This window comes from Microbacterium sp. B19, from assembly GCF_000333395.1.
GTDB lineage: Bacteria > Actinomycetota > Actinomycetes > Actinomycetales > Microbacteriaceae > Microbacterium.
In genome coordinates this window covers 1-16703 of record NZ_BADA01000438.1, presented here as the reverse complement: position 1 = coordinate 16703, position 16703 = coordinate 1, and the positions used below count along the sequence as shown (strand labels likewise).

Sequence of the window (16703 nt, the reverse complement as noted above, 5' to 3'; positions counted from 1 at the left end):
CTCTATCGTGAGGGACATGAGCGAGACAACCGGCCCGGGGCGCTTCCGTGCCCCGGGCCGGCGTTCGTTCACACGAGGGTGGTTCATCGGCGGCGGCCTGTCGCTGATCTGGACATATCCGACGCTCGTGTCGATCTGGGAACTGTCCGATCCCGTTGCTCACGCCGTGGGCACGCTGGTCGTGGCGGTGTTCGCCGCCGTGTTCCTCGCGTCTGTGCCGTTTGCGCGCCGTACGACCTCCGGGTGGCGCCGACTGATCCCCGCGGCGGTGATGCTCGCCCTGAGCCTGAGCCTCGCCCCGTGGATCGGCGGGGACGTGCGGTGGATGTGGACGTTCGTCGGCGTCGCCGTCGCTGTCTCGAGCGTCGCACGGCGGCCGACCTGGATCCTCGTGCTGCTGCTGAGCGCCTCGTCGTTCATCGTCGGAGTGTGGAGCGGCGCCGACACCTTCACGAACGTCCTGAGCTCGGCGATCATCCTGTCGATCTCGATCATGATGCTGAGCTTCGTGCAGAACACCACGACCCTCGAGCGCCTGCGGGCTACGCAGGAGCAGGTGGCTGAACTCGCCGCCGAACGCGAGCGCAGCCGCGTCGCGCGCGACGTGCACGACATCCTCGGCCACTCGCTGACCGTGATCACGGTGAAGGCCGAGCTCGCCGGAAGACTGATGGATGCCGGCTCCCCGGCCGCCCGCGACGAGGTGGCGCAGATCGAGCAGCTGGCGCGCGGTGCGCTGGCCGACGTCCGCGCGACGGTGCACGGGTATAGAGGAGTGAGCATCAGCGGCGAGCTTGCCGCGGCCCGTGCGGCGCTGGAGAGCGCCGGGGTCGCCGCCGAGCTGCCCGGGTCGACGGATCAGGTGCCCTCCGACCGGCGCGAGCTCGCGGGGTGGGTGGTGCGCGAGGCGGTGACGAACGTGGTGCGGCACGCCGAGGCATCCTTGTGCCGGGTGTCGCTGGATGCGCGGTCGGTGGAGGTCGCCGACGACGGGCGCGGGCCGTCGGGCGCGTCGTCCGGGTCGGGGCTTTCGGGTTTACGTGAGCGCGTGGAGACGGCCGGCGGCCGCATGTCCGTGGGCCGCAGCGACCTCGGCGGATTCAGGGTGAGGGTGACGTGGTGATCTTTGCGACCGTGGGGTGCAGCCGCCTCCGTGTGAGGGTGACGTGGTGATCCGACTTCTCATTGCCGACGATCAGGCGCTCGTACGCGGAGCTCTCGCGGCCCTGCTCGGTCTGGAGCCCGACATCGAGGTCGTCGCCCAGGTGGGCCGCGGCGACGAGGTGGTCGGGGCCGCCCGCGCGTCCGAGGCGACCGTGGCGCTGCTCGACATCGAGATGCCCGGCATCGACGGCATCGCCGCCGCGTCTCTTCTGCGCACTCAGGTTCCCGGATGCCGCGCCCTCATCGTCACGACCTTCGGCCGCCCCGGATACCTCGCGCGTGCCATGCAGGCCGGGGCGTCGGGGTTCGTCGTGAAAGACACCCCTGCGGCGGAATTGGCGGATGCGGTGCGGCGGGTCTCTCAGGGGTTGCGGGTCGTGGACCCGGTTCTGGCGGCGGAATCGCTGGCCCAGGGGGACTCACCGCTGACCGAGCGAGAGACCGACGTGCTTGCCGCCGCCCGCGCCGGCGGGTCGATCGCCGACATCGCACGGATGGTGCACCTGTCGGAGGGGACGGTGAAGAATCACCTGTCCAGCGCGATCGGGAAGACCGGCGGACGGAATCGGGCGGATGCCGTGCGGGTGGCGGTGGAGCGGGGGTGGCTGTGAGTGAGGGTCGCTCGCGGTGACGTGCCGTGACGAAAGGAGCGACTATTACGAGCACAGCCGTGCAACCTCCGTTCGGCGTGACGACGCGAGATCCCGTCATTTCGTCGGAGCCGAAGAACGTGAAGATGAATGGACTGTCGATCATCACGTTGTTTGCCTACGCGACTACGCCTAGGGGGCCTATCGTGTGCGGGGAACGACCGGCGCCGGCCACGTGATTGAGCTTCATTGCCTACCCGCCCGCACGTTCGCCCTGGCACGATGAGGGCATGACGCTAATCGTCGGAGTAGTCGAACCGAGAACCGGGGCCGTGTATCTCGCTGGAGACACGAAGGTCACGTGGGACAGCGATACGACACGATCGCGACAGATCTACACGGAGCCGGTACTCAAGATCATCCGGCTGTCCGGGGACCTCGCAGTGGGCTATGCGGGGATGGGCCCGGACACACTTGCTCACGAGGTGGCGAAGCTCCGAGACTTGGATCTCCAAGGTGTATTAAGCGGGCTTGAGAATATCAGCGGAGCCACCTTCATCCTCGCCGGGCGGAACCCGGGTCGCCTATGGAAAATTCTTGACGGTGAGTGGGCGGAAGTCACCAAAGAAGGCGTAGTAATTGCGGGTCAAGACGAACAGATCAATGGCACGACTGTTTTCGAGATCGTCAGGTCTCGCATGCTTGACTTCCCAAACGATGACGCCGGAGTGCGACTCATGTCGACGATGCAGCACGTGATCCAGTTCGTGAAGCCGAGCTCCATTGGGGGCTTGCTCGTGATGATGTCCGCGACGAACGTCGAGGGCTTCCGCTACGACATGACTCCTTCAACGAGCTTCGAGGCTATCTACGAGGGAGTGATCACAGAGCGTCCGCTTAGTTTTCATACGCTGCCGGGCGCTGAAGATACCCCTGGGGCGCTGGGGCTCTGGATCGAGAATTCCGGTACCGGGCTCTTGTTCAAGGACGGTGAACCTGACGTCCGACATGAACTGCGGGTTGCCTCCGAGGCTCAGTTCGTGGAGGAGGCGAGGGAATCGTTCGGTCAGTCGCTGCTTCTACCACCCAAGGATGCGATGAGCGAGGTGATCCGCCAACTCTTCGGCTAAGGCACTGCTAGCCGATGGCGCGGGGTCGGACGCTGTTGGGTGGGACTCGTCCAGCGCACCGACTCACTGGCATGGACGCCCAATGAATCTTGTCAACCACTCCGCCGCGCTTGGCGCTGGGACAATCCCGTAGTCGGTCGTGGAAGTCGAAAGCCTACGAGACGAGCCCATTCGGCGCTGCCTACGAGCCCTGGCCCGCTACTCTTTAGGCACCTCGGCGAGTTGAGGTCGTTTCCTGCGCAACGCCCCAACCGCGAACTGATGCAGTTCGGCCCGTAGTCCCGCTGGACCCTTTGCGCGATAGTTCGCCAACGACTGGCCGTCAAGTAGCACTATCTGGATTGCGGTCGCCTCGGCCGCCTCCCGAGCGTAGGCGACGACCGACTTTGCAAAGACCCCGGTAGTGAGAATGATAACTACCTGCGCACGCAACAGCGTGGCCATACCGATCTCTTTCGCGAGCACCGACAGAGACACCGGCGCCACTTGGTTCTTGCACTGGAACAGCCACCGAGTGAAATGGAGATGTGCGCCCTCGGCGACGAGGTCGACTTCTGCGCCGCCGGTCTGCGCGCTGCGCAGCCGCATTTCGGCGGGTATCAGCCCGACATCAGCAGCCACCCGAAGTGCAAGCAACTCCAGTGCGACACCCTTCTTTCCGGTGTCGGCTGAGCCCAGGTCCGCGAGAATGCTGTCCGTCGAACGGTTCAACTCCGCCTGCAGGTCTGCCGGAACGTCTCCGAGCTCGAGGCCGTCGATGAGCCCGACATCGAGGTCCAGCGCGCGCTGGGTGAGTTGAACGGTCCCCCCCTTGCCTCCCCGCCCGGCTTCCTTGAGCGTCCTCTCGATGAAGCCAGCGGCGACGAGAGGCTCATAGATCTGCTTGCCGACAAGCCCCGCGTTGAACTCGATACCTCGCTGTCGAAGGAGTTCGAGGACCTCAGCCGATTGAGCCGCCGTACGGTTACCGAGGCCTCTCACTCTCAGGACTTCAACTACTGCCCGCTGTGGAGGTGTGAGACCCCGCCAGCTTCGAACCTCTTCTGGAGTGGCACCACCCAACTCCAGAAGAATCTGGTGATCGACATTCCAGTACATGTCGACAACCCCCGAGGGCTCAAGCCACTGTCGCAGCTTGCCCGCGTATGAACTATTGGTCGATACCTGGTACCCGCGAGACCGCAACTCATCGTCTATCTGCCTCTTTGTAACGGCACCATCGCGCGACCGCACGTCAAGAGCGATTTGGAGCAACTCCATCCCATAGCGTTCACGAAGGAGGAAGCTGGTGAACAATCGGTGCCCATCGGCAGGCTCAGCCGCGAAGTCGAGCATTTTGGAGCCCAACTCCGTGAGCACCAACGGGTCGCGTGGTGAATCAAGGAGGCCGTACTGCTGCATCCCAGTGATGACGTTGTTGGCGCGTTTCCGTTGCTGATCGAGTTGAGCGTTCGGGTCGTGCGCACGTTTCTCAGCCGAGGTCGCAAACCACCTGCTGCGTATCCACTCGACAACTTGCGCTCGATCCCCCTTCACTCCGTCGATGTGTTTGAGGATCTCGAACACAGCGTCGGGAGAACCCAGCTGTCCTGGCGTGAACTCATTGGGCGCGGGAAGCTTGGGCACCAGTCAGGCCGCTTTCCGCTCCGAGGTCATCTCCTGCACATGCGCCGCCAACTGAGTTCCGAGCGCGTTCGCCAGCTTGGGGGGCACCGCGTTTCCTACCTGACGCCACTGCTGCTCAACGTTTCCTGCCAGAAACCAGTTATCCGGGAATGTCTGAATGCGTTTGACCTCCTCGATGCGCAGAATGCGGCTCCTCCAGTGAAACGGGCCCATGTTATTTGAGCGCCGTGCCTGAATTGTCCACGACGGCATGTCTGGGCTGAGCTTCAGAAGAAACGACCAATACCTTTTGCGCCACTCGAACTGTGGATCTGGATGGCCGCGTTTTGCAGTGAAGAAGAGATAGTTCTCGCCTGGAGGGATCTGCTTCAGCAGGTCCCGATGTTTCCCTCCAGCAACGTGCCCCTCATCAGAGGCATTCTCTTCCGTGTCAAGATCCGCAAGAACTGAGCCCGCGGTCACCCAGGGTCGAAGAACACCTTCGACCGAAGGGTCTGCGTGTGTCGGACTCGGCCAGACGAAGCCGTGACCAAGTGTTCCAACGATGAAGAATCGCTGGCGAACCTGCGGAACACCATAGTCGGCTGCGTTCAGGACCCGATATTCACAGCGATAGCCGTAACTCTCTGCGGTCGCGATGATGTGCTCAAGTGTTTCTCTGTGCACCTTGAACGCCATGCCTGCAACGTTCTCGAGCAGGAACGTCTTCGGGCGAAGCCAGCGAAGAGTCTCCAGGTAACCAGTGATGGTCACTTCTCCGATTGGATCCTCCATCGCGCGCGGTTTGTCCGTGCGATAGAACCTGCTCTTTGAGAACGGCGGGCAAGGCGGACCGCCGACGAGCAAGTCCACATCCTCGAGCTTTGCCACACCCACCATGTCGGTGACTCTCTGCTGAGTGAAGTCCGAGATGCTCCCGTTGAAGAATGCCGTCTCTGGGAAATTCTGCTCATGACTCTTGGCGGCGTAAATGTCAGTGTCAACCGCTGCAATGATCTCGAACCCGGCATCCCTCATTCCGAGGTCGAGCCCGCCTGCTCCAGAGAAAAGGCTCACAGCACGCATTGGCGTGTTCATGCGGCCGCCTCGGAGCGAGATACCGACGCTACGGCCGACGCGACCATCGCCTCGGCCATCACTGACGGCACGGCATTGCCAATCTGTCGCACCTGCTCGCGTCGAGGACCTGCAAACGTGTACCCAGCCGGAAACGACTGCAGCGCAGCAAGTTCAGCGACTGACAGGCGACGGCTGTCCCAATGGAACGGCCCGGTCCACGGACCCGGGCTAGCGGGTATAGTCCACGACGGTCGGTCGGGGGAGAGCTTCAGCAAGAAGTTCCAGTAGCGTGTCTCAGCCTCGAAGGTTGGGTTCGGGTGCCCTGCCCACGCCGAATGGAACTTGTAGTTCATGCCGGGTGGAATTTCCCGCAGATGTTGAGCCCAACGGCCCTCGACAGCAACGACGTCACGTGACACGAGGACCGGATCCACCTCGGCGAGGGCGTCACCAGCCGTGCGCCACGGCAACAAATCGATCGACGGAGTCTCTGCATGGGTAGTCACCGGCTCCGGAGGTGTCTGCTCGAGCGAGCCCAGCAGGAAGACCCTCTGCCGCGACTGGGGCGCACCGTAGTTCGTTGCAGTGGCAACGACGGTCCGCGTGAAGTAGCCCGCTGCCTCCGCGTCTGCGCGTAGCGCCTCGAAAATATGCTTATTACGAGGGTGGAGAATGCTTGGCACGTTCTCAAACACGAACGCTGAGGCATCCGTCTCGAGCACGAGGCGCAAGAACTCGTGCACCAGCGTGCGCCTGCTGTCGGGACGGGCGGCCGGTGTCTCCTTCGGGCGGTCTGCGGCCTCTCCGCGAGCCCGCGCGCGTCGGTATGCAGCCTCTTCACCCTTGTCGACCCAGTAAGCCGCCTTGCTGAACGGTTGGCAGGGTGCGCCCCCGATCACGACTACATCCTCGCTCGCTCGCAGACCGGCGTCTGCACGAAGCTGACGACCGGTCAGGGCGGTCACGTCCCCCAGCATCGAGCGCCCGGGGTGAAGCCTCGGGTTCTTCGCCATCGTCTCGCACGAGTAGGAGTCGTTGTCGACAGAGAGCCGCAGTTCCGCACCAGCACGGTGCGCGCCTATGCCGAGGCCGCCCGCGCCTGCGAAGAGATCGATCACAGGAAGATCTTTGATCACGGGATACCTTTCGTACTGACCGGTGAGGATGCTGCGACGGTACGCCGACCCTCCGACATCGCCCGCCAGCCACATCCGAGCGTACCTTCGGTGGAGACGCCTGCCAGGGAGCGTCGCCAGCGGGTCGAGGACCAGTCGCGGTAGAGTCAGCCGTGGCCCCCGACGAGTCCTCCCGTCTGCTGTCCTCACGCGAACTGCACGAGCGGGTCGAGGACAGCCTCGTCGTCTCGGGCCTTTCGGTAACGGCGATGCCGCAGGAGGCCGTAAAGCCCTTTGGATACGCAATCGGAGGGAATCGCCTCGATGAACCGACGCTCGTCCGAATCTACGCATGGAACGTGACGCACGGGGGCGGTCACGTTCGTGCTCCGGATGAGTTCCGCATTCAGTTGACCACCTACCTCCCCGCACCGCGGGCGGGGGAAGTTCTGATCATCGTCGGATGGAGCCAGAAGCACCGCGTGTTCGTCGGATGGGACCCCTCCATCCATGACCACCGTAGCTCGGACTCTCCTTCTCTTCAGGTGCGGGAGGAGGTGATGCGCGGTGCCGCCCAGCGTGGATTCGCTGCCGCGACTCGAACGAGTGGTGACATAGTGGTCGCGTTCCGTCCCCAGCTGCTGGCCACATACTGCCTCAACGTTCGAGAACTCCATGAGAGTCACGAACTGGCCAGCGAGTGGACACTAGCAGCCGATGCCTCTGAGCCATCGGCGCCCGATACTGAGGATCAGGCTCGCTCGACGGTTGAGCGCCGACTGAGACTCGCGTTTCGAGCTTGGGACTTCAGCTACAGGATTCGCATGGCCTATCGGCGCCGATGCGCGATGTGTGGACTCGGACTCGGCCTCATAGAGGGTGCACACATCGTGCCGGTGGCATGGCCGGGGAGCACTGATCAGACAGACAACGGTCTAGCGCTTTGCAGGAACCATCACGCTGCGTACGACAGCGGGATCATCTCGGTATCGCCTGAGTACGAAGTCCAGGTCTCTGCCCGTTCGCACGCGCTCGACCATCTAGACGAGCTCGACCGACGCTGGCTGGATGACCTCGACGGGCGCCTGCTTAGGATCCTTCCCGCATCCGATCGGGAGCGCCCCAGCCCGCGAAACCTTGCGATCGGAAGAGAAGCTCGCCGTTGGGAAGGATAGCCAACCGCTCCAGGTGTTGATTCGAGGGGCCAGTCGCCCCCCGCCCCGGCTTGGATGGCTCCTTGTCTGTTCGCAGCGAACGTATTCGCGGACCTAACAGCACGATACGCACAAGAGTGTGAAGACCAGGGCACTGAGAAAGCTCTTGCCCGACCTTGTGCTCTTCACTCGCGCACAACGACGAAGGCGCTTTCTCCAGGCAGCGCTGCGAAAATCACCAGCCCAGTCGGCCGGGTGCGAGGGAGACCGAAGCGTATGCAAGGCCTTTGGCTACACCCGTCAGCCCCCCACCCCGAACGCGACCGCCTCCTCCTCCGTCAACATCCGAGACCGAATGAGGAACCGCATCCCCGTCGGGCCCTCGACCGAGAATCCGGCGCCGCGCCCCGGCACGACATCGATCGTGAGGTGCGTGAACTTCCAGTACTCGAACTGCGACTCCGACATGTAGACCTCGATCGGGTCATCGAGGCCGACATGGATGTTGCCGAGGTGCACGTCGCTGGGGCCGGTGAGGAACATCCCCACCGGGTAACACATGGGGGAACTGCCGTCGCAGCAGCCGCCCGACTGGTGGAACATCAGCGGACCGTGCTTCGCGGTCAGGTCGCGCAGCAGCGCGGCCGCGGCATCCGTCACGTCCACGCGTGAGAGGTCTGGCATCCGTTCTTCTCCTTCGAATCCGGAAATGGGTGTGACCCCCGGGCGCGAACCCGGGGGTCACCGAGCGCCGGCGACCCGCCGCCCCGACGCTCCGTCCACGACGGAGCCACGACGCCGCAGCGCCCCGGCCCCACGCCGCCGGCTTAGAAGAAGCCCATCGCGCCTTCGGCGTACGACACCAGCAGGTTCTTCGTCTGCTGGTAGTGGTCGAGCATCTTGAGGTGGTTCTCGCGGCCGATGCCCGACTGCTTGTACCCGCCGAACGCGGCGTGCGCGGGGTACTGGTGGTACGTGTTGGTCCAGACGCGTCCGGCCTCGATGGCGCGGCCGGCGCGGTAGGCGGTGTCGCCGCTGCGGCTCCACACACCGGCGCCGAGGCCGTAGAGGGTGTCGTTCGCGATCGAGATCGCGTCGTCGAAGTTGTCGAACGACGTGACCGAGAGCACCGGGCCGAAGATCTCCTCCTGGAAAATCCGCATGTCGTTCGTGCCCTCGAACACCGTCGGCTGGACGTAGTAGCCGCCCGACAGCTCGCCTCCGAGGTCGACCCGCTCGCCACCGGTGAGCAGCTTCGCGCCGCCCGCCTTGCCGATCTCGATGTACGACAGGATCTTCTCGAGCTGGTCGTTCGAGGCCTGCGCGCCGATCATCGTCTCGGGGTCGAGCGGGTTGCCCTGCTTCACCTTGCCGACGCGGGCGAGGCCGTCGCCGAGGAACTGGTCGTAGATCGACCGCTGGATCAGCGCCCGCGACGGGCACGTGCACACTTCACCCTGGTTGAGGGCGAAGAGCGTGAAGCCCTCGAGCGCCTTGTCGTAGTAGGCGTCGTCGGTCGCGCGGGCCACGTCCTCGAAGAAGAGGTTCGGGCTCTTGCCCCCGAGCTCGAGCGTCACCGGGATGAGGTTCTGCGACGCGTACTGCATGATCAGGCGACCCGTGGTGGTCTCACCCGTGAAGGCGACCTTGCGGATCCGCTTGTGCTGCGCGAGCGGCGCCCCCGCCTCGATGCCGAAGCCGTTGACGATGTTCACGACACCGGCCGGGAGCAGGTCGCCGATGATGTCGAACAGGAACAGCAGCGATGCCGGGGTCTGCTCGGCCGGCTTGATCACGACGCAGTTGCCCGCGGCGAGCGCCGGGGCGAGCTTCCACGCGGCCATGAGGATCGGGAAGTTCCACGGGATGATCTGCCCCACCACACCGAGCGGCTCGTTGAAGTGGTACGCGACGGTGTTCTCGTCGAGCTGGCTGAGCGAGCCCTCCTGTGCCCGCAGCACGCCCGCGAAGTAGCGGAAGTGGTCGACGGTCAGGGGAATGTCGGCGGCGAGCGTCTCGCGCACCGGCTTGCCGTTCTCCCACGTCTCGGCGACGGCGATGGCTTCGAGGTTCTGCTCGATGCGGTCGGCGATCTTGTTCAGGATGACGCTGCGCTCGGCGGGCGTGGTCTTCTTCCAGGATGCGAACGCCTTCCAGGCGGCATCCACGGCCCGGTCGATGTCGGCCGCGTCGCCGCGACCGACCTCGCAGAAGGGCTTGCCGGTGACGGGGGTGATGTCTTCGAAGTACTCACCGCTGTGCGGCTCGACCCACTCCCCGCCGATGTAGTGCCCGTACCGCTCGCGATACTGGGCGACGGCCCCGCGCGAACCGGGGGCGGCGTAGACGCTGGAAACGCCTTCTTCGACGATGGTCATGCGTGTCTCCTTCGACGGTCATGAGACGCCGCGACGGCTTCGGTGCGGCGATGCGCCGACGGTACGCCGGGGCACGTTGCATCGGGTTGCAACGGTTGCGGGGGGCGCCCGCGGGGCGGCGAAGCTCGCAGAATCCCCCGTACTTCGCAGAATCCAGCGCGAATCCTGCGAGATCCGCACGATTCTGCGAACTTCGACCAACTCACGGCGCCAGCACGGCGCGGCCAGGCACAACCAATGGATGCCAGCACCCCGACGCACCAGCCCGCAGCGAAGCTCGCAGAATCCCCCGTACTTCGCAGAATCCAGCGCGAATCCTGCGAGATCCGCCGGATTCTGCGAACTTCAGCCAGCCAACGGCACCGGCACGGCGCGGCCAGGCACAACCAATGGATGCCAGCACCCCGACGCCCCAGCCCGCAGCGAAGCTCGCAGAATCCCCCGTACTTCGCAGAATCCAGCGCGAATCCTGCGAGATCCGCCGGATTCTGCGAACTTCAGCCAGCCAACGGCACCGGCACGGCTAGGCAGAGCCACCGGATGCCCCGACCCCGAGGCCGCGGCATCCCCTACGCGTCGGCGTCGACGAGCACCGACCGCAGCGGCGGGACGTTGACCTCGTGCAGGTCGACGTCGTCGAGGCGCTCGATGCTGACCACGCGCGGAGCGATCGCGCGGTCGTCGGCCACGATCCAGCTGCCGACGAGGAGGAAGCGGTCGTTGCCCGCGGTGATCGGCCCCGTCACGGCGAAGGTCGCGGCGGTCGGCGTGACGAACGTCACGCGGACGGGCGTGCCGTGGGGGAGGGTCGAGGGGTCGACGACATCGGCGGACAGCGCCGGCTCGGGGGCCGGGATGCCGAGGTCGATGCGCTGGATCTCGGCGCTGGGCGCGAGGATGACGTCGCCGACGAGCGGCTGCCCGCCCACGCCGATCCGGACGGTGCCCTCGATCGCGTACAGGCCGTAACGCGGCGACCGCACCAGCACGCGGGCGATGTCACCCGCCTTCACCTCGGCGACGGCTTCACGGATGCGCCCCACATCGCGTCGGGCGCGAGCTGCCGAGAAGATGTCGAGCGTCGATTCGTCCATGGATTCAGCGTAACCAGGGCCTCCGACATCAGTCCCGTTCGAGGCGCTCGATCCGCGAGACGAGACCGGCGCGCTTGGGCGACCGGGCGGGCAGCATCTCCAGGCACAGCCGCAGCACCTCGACGTCGTCGCGCCCGTCGGACGTATCGGCGTACGCGAGCAGCACGTCGAGCCCGGCTTCTTCGACGAGCGCTTCGCGCAGCGCCTGGCGCACCGACTCCCGCACCTCGGCCACCCCGGGCGCCACCGAGTCCGGCAGCACCGGCCCGCGATAGGCGGCGAGTGCGACGCGGTGCGCCCCGCGATCGAGCAGCGACAGCACCTGCTGGGCGTCGGTTTCGAGGCCGTCGGGCAGACGGTAAGGGCGGGATGCCGGGACCAGGGCCGGGGCGAGGGGCTCCAGCACCTTTCGCAGCCGCACCATCTCGGGGCGCAGCGTCTCGGTCGCGGGGTGGCCGTACACAGCCTCGCTCAGGGCCTCAGCCGACATGCCCTCGCGGTGCACGGCGAGGAGCAGCAGGATCTCGGCGTGCCGCGCGCCGAGCTCGACCACCGTCTCGCCCGACTCGCCGGTCACCTCCAGCAGCGCCCGATCCCGCCCGAGGATCCGCAGCAGCGCGCGCGTCCCGGGGGAGCGGCGCGGTCGACGCGGCGGGGGATCCTGCTGCGCACGGAGCCGCCCGACGAGGATCTCGCTCTCGATCGCGCGGGCCGTGGCATCCACGAGCAACTGGGCCTGTGGGGTGACGGCCTCGGGACCGCCCGTGACGTCGATCATGCCGAGCAGCCGCCGCGTCTCGGGATCATGCACGGGCGCCGCGGTGCACGACCACGGCTGCACGAAGCGGTTGAAGTGCTCGGCGCCGCGGATCTGCACCGACCGGTCGAGGGTCAGCGCCGTCCCGGGGGCGGAGGTGCCGACGACCTCCTCCGACCAGTTCGCGCCCGCGACGAAGCCCATGTCTCCGGTGCGCGTGCGGAGGTGCCGGTCGCCCTCGACCCAGAGCAGGCGCCCGGCCGCATCGCCGACGGCGACGACCACGCCGGAGTCCTCCGCCGACCCCGGCAGGAGCAGCGCCCGGACCATGTCCATCACCCCGGCGAGCGGGTGCGCGCGGCGATACGCCTCGAGTTCCTCCGACACGAGGTCGACCGTCGGCAGCCCCTCCGGACCGACGAGGGATGCCAGCGACCGCCGCCACGAATCCCGCACCAGCGGCCGTACGTCGCCGAGTCGACGATCCTCGTTGCCGGCGAGCAACTCGTCGTGGGCGCGCGCGATGATCAACCCCGAGGTCTCGGGGGATACGGTCGGACGCGACCACGGAGAAGGCACCGGACTCCCATCGACGATGACGGAGGTGCGTCCAGTGTAGGTGCGCGCACGCGCGGGTGGGAGGGTTCCCAGCCGGATGCCAGACGCCCGGCGCCGCGCGATGGGTCGGGGGCGCGACCCGTGGCCCCGGGGCCACGCAGAACGCCCCGGGGCCACCTCGCGCGCCCCGCGACGACCGGCGCCCGAATCAACCACGCGGCGTGTCGGTCCCGGCATCCAGAAATCCATTCACACGCATTAATGAGAGTGATTCCCAACGGCGGAAAACGCCGTCGACCCCCTCGACACCCGCCGACGACGGGCGCACGGTGGAGGAACCAGCACACCGAGAGAAAGGGATGCCATGAAGGCAGTGCAGTACCGCGAGATCGGCAAGGGCCCCGAGGTCGTCGAGATCGAGGACCCCCACCCCGGTCCGGGGCAGATCCGACTCAAGGTCACGGCCGCCGGCCTGTGTCACTCCGACTGGTTCGTGATGGATCTTCCGGAGGAGCAGTACACCTACGGACTCCCCCTGACGCTCGGCCACGAGGGCGCGGGCATCGTCGACGAGCTCGGCGACGGCGTCGAGGGCGTGCAGATCGGCGAGGCGTACGCGATCTACGGACCCTGGGGCTGCGGCCGCTGCCACGCGTGCGCGCAGGGCGCCGAGAACTACTGCCCCTACGCCGCGGAACTCGGCATCACCCCGCCCGGACTCGGCGCCCCCGGCGCGATGGCCGAGTACGTCATCGTCGACGACCCCCGCCACCTCGTGCCGCTCGGCGACCTCGACCCCGTCGAGACCGTGTCGCTCACCGACGCGGGCCTCACGCCGTACCACGCGATCGTGTCGGCGAAGGAGAAGCTGTACCCCGGCGCCACCGCCGTGGTGATCGGCGTCGGCGGACTCGGGCACGTGGGCGTGCAGATTCTCCGCGCCATCTCGCAGGCCACGGTCATCGCGGTCGATCTCGGCGAGGACAAGCTCGCCCTCGCCCGCGAGGTCGGCGCGCACCACACGGTGACCTCGGACGAGCACGCCGCCGAGCGCATCCGCGAGCTGACGAACGGCCTGGGCGCCACCGCCGTGTTCGACTTCGTCGGTGTTCAGCCCACGATCGACCTGGCCCGCCAGGTGGCGGCGCTCGACAGCTTCATCCACATCGTCGGCATCGGGGGCGGCATCCTGCCCACCGGCTTCTTCTCGACTCCCATGGGTGCGGCCGTCCGCGCGCCGTACTGGGGCACGCGCAGTGAGCTGATCGAGGTGCTCGATCTCGCGCGCAGCGGCGCCGTCGGTGTCCACGTCGAGCGCTACGGCTTCGACACGGCCGTCGAGGCCTACCAGCGTCTCCACCACGGCGAGGTGCGCGGTCGCGCGGTCGTCGTTCCGTAAACGCGGCGTCGAGGGGGTGGCATCCGGATTCGGGATGCCACCCCCTCGGCGTTCGCGCGCCGGCACCGGCGGCCGCTCCGAGCCGCGGCTCGTGGCCCCGGGGCCACCGGAGACGCCCCGGGGCCACATTCGTCGCCCCGACACGCGGCACGCGGAATCTGCACTGCACACTACCGCGCATGGCGTGGTACTGTCCCTCACAGATGAGCGAAAGGGGGGTGCGCGTGGATACGACGCAGCTACTGAAGGGGGTGCTGGATGCCGCGGTGCTCGCGGTCGTCCAGCACGACGACGGGTACGGCTACGACATCGTGCGGCGTCTGCGCGATGCGGGGCTCGGAGAGGTGGGGGATGCCTCGGTCTACGGCACCCTCCGTCGGCTTTACTCCGCGGGGGCGCTGTCCAGTTACGTGGTGCCGTCGGACGGCGGACCGCACCGCAAGTACTACGCGATCAACCCGCAGGGACGCGAACTGCTCGACGCGCAGCGCGCCAGCTGGACCCACTTCTCGTCGGCCATGACGAGTCTCCTCGACGACACGACCACCCCGAAGAAGCTGCGCACGATCGGAGACGCCCGATGATCACGACCTCCGTCCACGACGACATCCACGCGTTCGCCGCCGCGGTGCGTGCGCACCTCGACGACCTCCCCGCCGACGAGGTCGACGACCTGCTCGACGGCCTCGAGGCCGACCTCTCCGACCAGGCCGCCGAAGCCGGCGACGACTTCACGCTCCCGGATGCCACGACCTACGCCGCCGAACTGCGCGCCGCCGCGGGTCTTCCGGAGCGCACCGACACCGGCACGGTGAAGCGGCAACCGCTCTCCGAGCGCCTCGCACGGATGCGGGGGGCGACCAGCGCACAGATCCGGCGCAACCCCGCGGCCGCGTGGACCCTCGACCTGCTGGCATCCTTCGCTCCGATCTGGTGGATCCTGCGCGCGGTGGTGCTGTACCTCTTCATCGCGCCGTTCTTCTGGTCGGGCTACGGCTGGCGGTCCGGCTCGTTCTCCTACCTGATCGGCGCGACGCAGCTCCCGGGGATCGTGCTCATGACGGTATTGCTGCTCGTGAGCGTGCAGTGGGGACGCGGTCACTGGGCACCGAACCGCATCCTGCGGGGCATCCGTACGGCAGTAACGGTCGTGGCCCTGGTCCTCACTCCCTTCACGTTGATCGCTCTCACTTCGAGTCTGCAGTCGATGCTCTGGGACTCCTCCGTCGGCGCCTCGGCGGCGGCGAACTTCACGCCCGGCCTCTCGGTCGACGGCCAGCGCGTGCGGAACATCTTCGCGTTCGACGCCGAGGGCAATGCCATCCCGACGGTGCAGCTCTTCGACCAGGACGGCAACCCGCTCACGACCGTCGGCCGCGAGAACGGTCCGTCACCGTACGACGCCTACTTCTACGGCGGGGGAGGGCCGGTGCCGGTGCCGTACACGGCGCCCGGTGCCACCGACGCGTGGAACGTCTTCCCGCTGCGTGAGATCCCGCCCGGCGTGCTGACGTGGAACGCGGCGGAAGACCTCGCGAAGGCGAAGCCGACCGTCTTCCCCTTCCTGCGGGTGCAGCCCGTGCCGACGGAGGTCGCCCCGACGCCGACCGCCGGCACCGACGCCGCGCCCGCGGCCCCCACGCCGACTCCGACCTCGCCGACGCCATGAGCGACGAACCGCGGATCGTGAGCATCGACCTCACCCACCTCGTCCTCGCGGCGCTCGCGCAGCAACGCGACGAGGAGGACTGAACTCCCCACCTTTCGGGGCGTGATTCGGCGAATTGGGGCGCACGAATCACGCCCCGATCGTCGTCGCCGCGGCTCAGCCCCGCGCGGCCCACCACTCGCGCAGGCGCTTCTCGGCCTCTTCCTCGCCGAGCACGCCCTCGTCGAGGCGCAGGTCGAGAAGGAAGCGGTACGCCTCGCCGACCTCGCGGCCGGGCTTCAGCCCCAGGACCTCCTGGATGCGGTTGCCGTCGAGATCGGGACGGATGGAGTCGATCTCCTCCTGCTCGCGCAGCGCGACGATCCGGGCCTCGATGTCGTCGTAGGCGGATGCCAGGCGCTGAGCCTTCCGCTTGTTGCGCGTGGTCACGTCCGCCCGCGTGAGGATGTGCAGACGCTCCAGCTCGTCGCCGGCGTCGCGGACGTAGCGGCGGACCGCGGCATCCGTCCAGGCTCCCTCGGCGTAGCCGAAGAAGCGCAGGTGCAGCTCGACGAGCCACGACACCACGGTCGTGGTCGCCGCGTGGAAGCGCAGGCCCTGGAGGCGCTTGCGCGCCATCCGCGCACCCTTGATATCGTGGTGGTGAAACGTCACCCCGCCACCGGGCTCGAGGCGTCGGGTCGCGGGCTTGCCGATGTCGTGCAGCAGAGCGGCCAGGCGCAGCGGCACGTCGGGAGCGTCACCGGGATGCCGACTGCTGCTCGAGCTCGATCGCCTGGCGCAGCACCGTCAGCGAGTGCTCGTAGACGTCCTTGAGGTGGTGGTGCTCGTCGACCTCGAGCCGCAGCGCGGGGATATCGGGCAGGAACTCCTCCATGAGGCCCGTCTCGACGAGGACCCGGATGCCACGCACCGGGTCATCGGTCTGGAGCAGCCGCACGAGCTCGGCCTGCACGCGCTCGGGACTCACGATCTCGAGCGTGCCGCGGAGCTCGGCGATGGCATCCAGG

Annotated in this window: 14 protein-coding genes and 1 pseudogene; 7 read left to right on the top strand and 8 right to left on the bottom strand. The window is 67.0% G+C overall.

Translation table 11 applies throughout. The annotated features are described in order from the left end of the window. The first annotated feature begins 16 nt into the window (after positions 1 to 16). The 3 genes from I5G_RS15390 to I5G_RS15380 all read left to right on the top strand — a co-directional run bounded on the left by I5G_RS15390 (position 17) and on the right by I5G_RS15380 (position 2884). Positions 17 to 1123 (top strand): sensor histidine kinase, encoded by a 1107-nt coding sequence (locus tag I5G_RS15390; RefSeq protein WP_022879854.1) that lies wholly within the window; start codon positions 17 to 19, stop codon positions 1121 to 1123. 46 nt (positions 1124 to 1169) lie between these two features. Then, on the top strand, positions 1170 to 1775 hold the full coding sequence (locus I5G_RS15385) for a response regulator transcription factor (RefSeq protein WP_026095982.1): 606 nt from the start codon (positions 1170 to 1172) through the stop codon (positions 1773 to 1775). Positions 1776 to 2044: 269 nt separating this feature from the next. Further along, positions 2045 to 2884, top strand: a complete 840-nt coding sequence (locus I5G_RS15380) for a hypothetical protein (RefSeq protein WP_022879852.1) — start codon at positions 2045 to 2047, stop codon at positions 2882 to 2884. Between the two features lie 198 nt (positions 2885 to 3082). On the opposite strand, the gene I5G_RS24120 is transcribed toward I5G_RS15380, so the two are convergent. From I5G_RS24120 to I5G_RS15365, 3 genes are read right to left on the bottom strand one after another with little or no spacing between them, the layout of a single operon-like run. Next, complete coding sequence (locus I5G_RS24120; RefSeq protein WP_148286514.1) at positions 3083 to 4510, bottom strand: restriction endonuclease; 1428 nt, start codon at positions 4508 to 4510, stop codon at positions 3083 to 3085. A 3-nt stretch (positions 4511 to 4513) separates the two neighbouring features. Next, positions 4514 to 5587: a DNA cytosine methyltransferase gene (locus I5G_RS24850; RefSeq protein ID WP_036328697.1), complete on the bottom strand. Its 1074-nt coding sequence runs from the start codon at positions 5585 to 5587 to the stop codon at positions 4514 to 4516. Next, on the bottom strand, positions 5584 to 6687 hold the full coding sequence (locus I5G_RS15365) for a DNA cytosine methyltransferase (RefSeq protein ID WP_204365570.1): 1104 nt from the start codon (positions 6685 to 6687) through the stop codon (positions 5584 to 5586). Before I5G_RS15365 ends, I5G_RS24850 begins: the two co-directional genes overlap by 4 nt. Positions 6688 to 6857: 170 nt before the next feature. On the opposite strand from I5G_RS15365, the gene I5G_RS24845 reads away from it, so the two are divergent. Continuing rightward, positions 6858 to 7859: an HNH endonuclease gene (locus I5G_RS24845; protein WP_083896668.1), complete on the top strand. Its 1002-nt coding sequence runs from the start codon at positions 6858 to 6860 to the stop codon at positions 7857 to 7859. A gap of 279 nt (positions 7860 to 8138) precedes the next feature. Here the strand turns inward: I5G_RS24845 and I5G_RS15360 are convergent, their stop codons facing one another. The 4 genes from I5G_RS15360 to I5G_RS15345 all read right to left on the bottom strand — a co-directional run bounded on the left by I5G_RS15360 (position 8139) and on the right by I5G_RS15345 (position 12646). Continuing rightward, positions 8139 to 8522 (bottom strand): DUF779 domain-containing protein, encoded by a 384-nt coding sequence (locus I5G_RS15360; protein WP_022879848.1) that lies wholly within the window; start codon positions 8520 to 8522, stop codon positions 8139 to 8141. Between the two features lie 143 nt (positions 8523 to 8665). Further along, entirely contained in the window at positions 8666 to 10216 is a 1551-nt protein-coding gene (locus I5G_RS15355; RefSeq protein ID WP_022879847.1) for an aldehyde dehydrogenase family protein, read from the bottom strand. 569 nt (positions 10217 to 10785) lie between these two features. Then, the gene (locus I5G_RS15350; RefSeq protein WP_022879846.1) at positions 10786 to 11310 is read right to left on the bottom strand and encodes a hypothetical protein; all 525 of its coding nucleotides are present in this window, start codon (positions 11308 to 11310) and stop codon (positions 10786 to 10788) included. Between the two features lie 28 nt (positions 11311 to 11338). After that, entirely contained in the window at positions 11339 to 12646 is a 1308-nt protein-coding gene (locus tag I5G_RS15345; RefSeq protein ID WP_022879845.1) for a GAF domain-containing protein, read from the bottom strand. A 343-nt stretch (positions 12647 to 12989) separates the two neighbouring features. Here I5G_RS15345 and I5G_RS15340 point away from each other — a divergent pair, with 343 nt between their 5' ends. The 3 genes from I5G_RS15340 to I5G_RS22855 all read left to right on the top strand — a co-directional run bounded on the left by I5G_RS15340 (position 12990) and on the right by I5G_RS22855 (position 15693). Beyond that, a complete protein-coding gene (locus tag I5G_RS15340; RefSeq protein ID WP_022879844.1) occupies positions 12990 to 14024 on the top strand; it encodes an NAD(P)-dependent alcohol dehydrogenase in 1035 nt (344 codons plus the stop codon). Positions 14025 to 14248: 224 nt separating this feature from the next. Continuing rightward, entirely contained in the window at positions 14249 to 14608 is a 360-nt protein-coding gene (locus I5G_RS15335; protein WP_026095980.1) for a PadR family transcriptional regulator, read from the top strand. Continuing rightward, positions 14605 to 15693 (top strand): hypothetical protein, encoded by a 1089-nt coding sequence (locus tag I5G_RS22855; protein WP_022879842.1) that lies wholly within the window; start codon positions 14605 to 14607, stop codon positions 15691 to 15693. The genes I5G_RS15335 and I5G_RS22855 overlap by 4 nt, the downstream gene beginning before the upstream one ends. Before the next feature lie 156 nt (positions 15694 to 15849). On the opposite strand, the pseudogene I5G_RS22850 reads toward I5G_RS22855, so the two are convergent. Next, positions 15850 to 16703, bottom strand: a pseudogene (locus I5G_RS22850) (HDIG domain-containing metalloprotein); the annotation flags it as partial.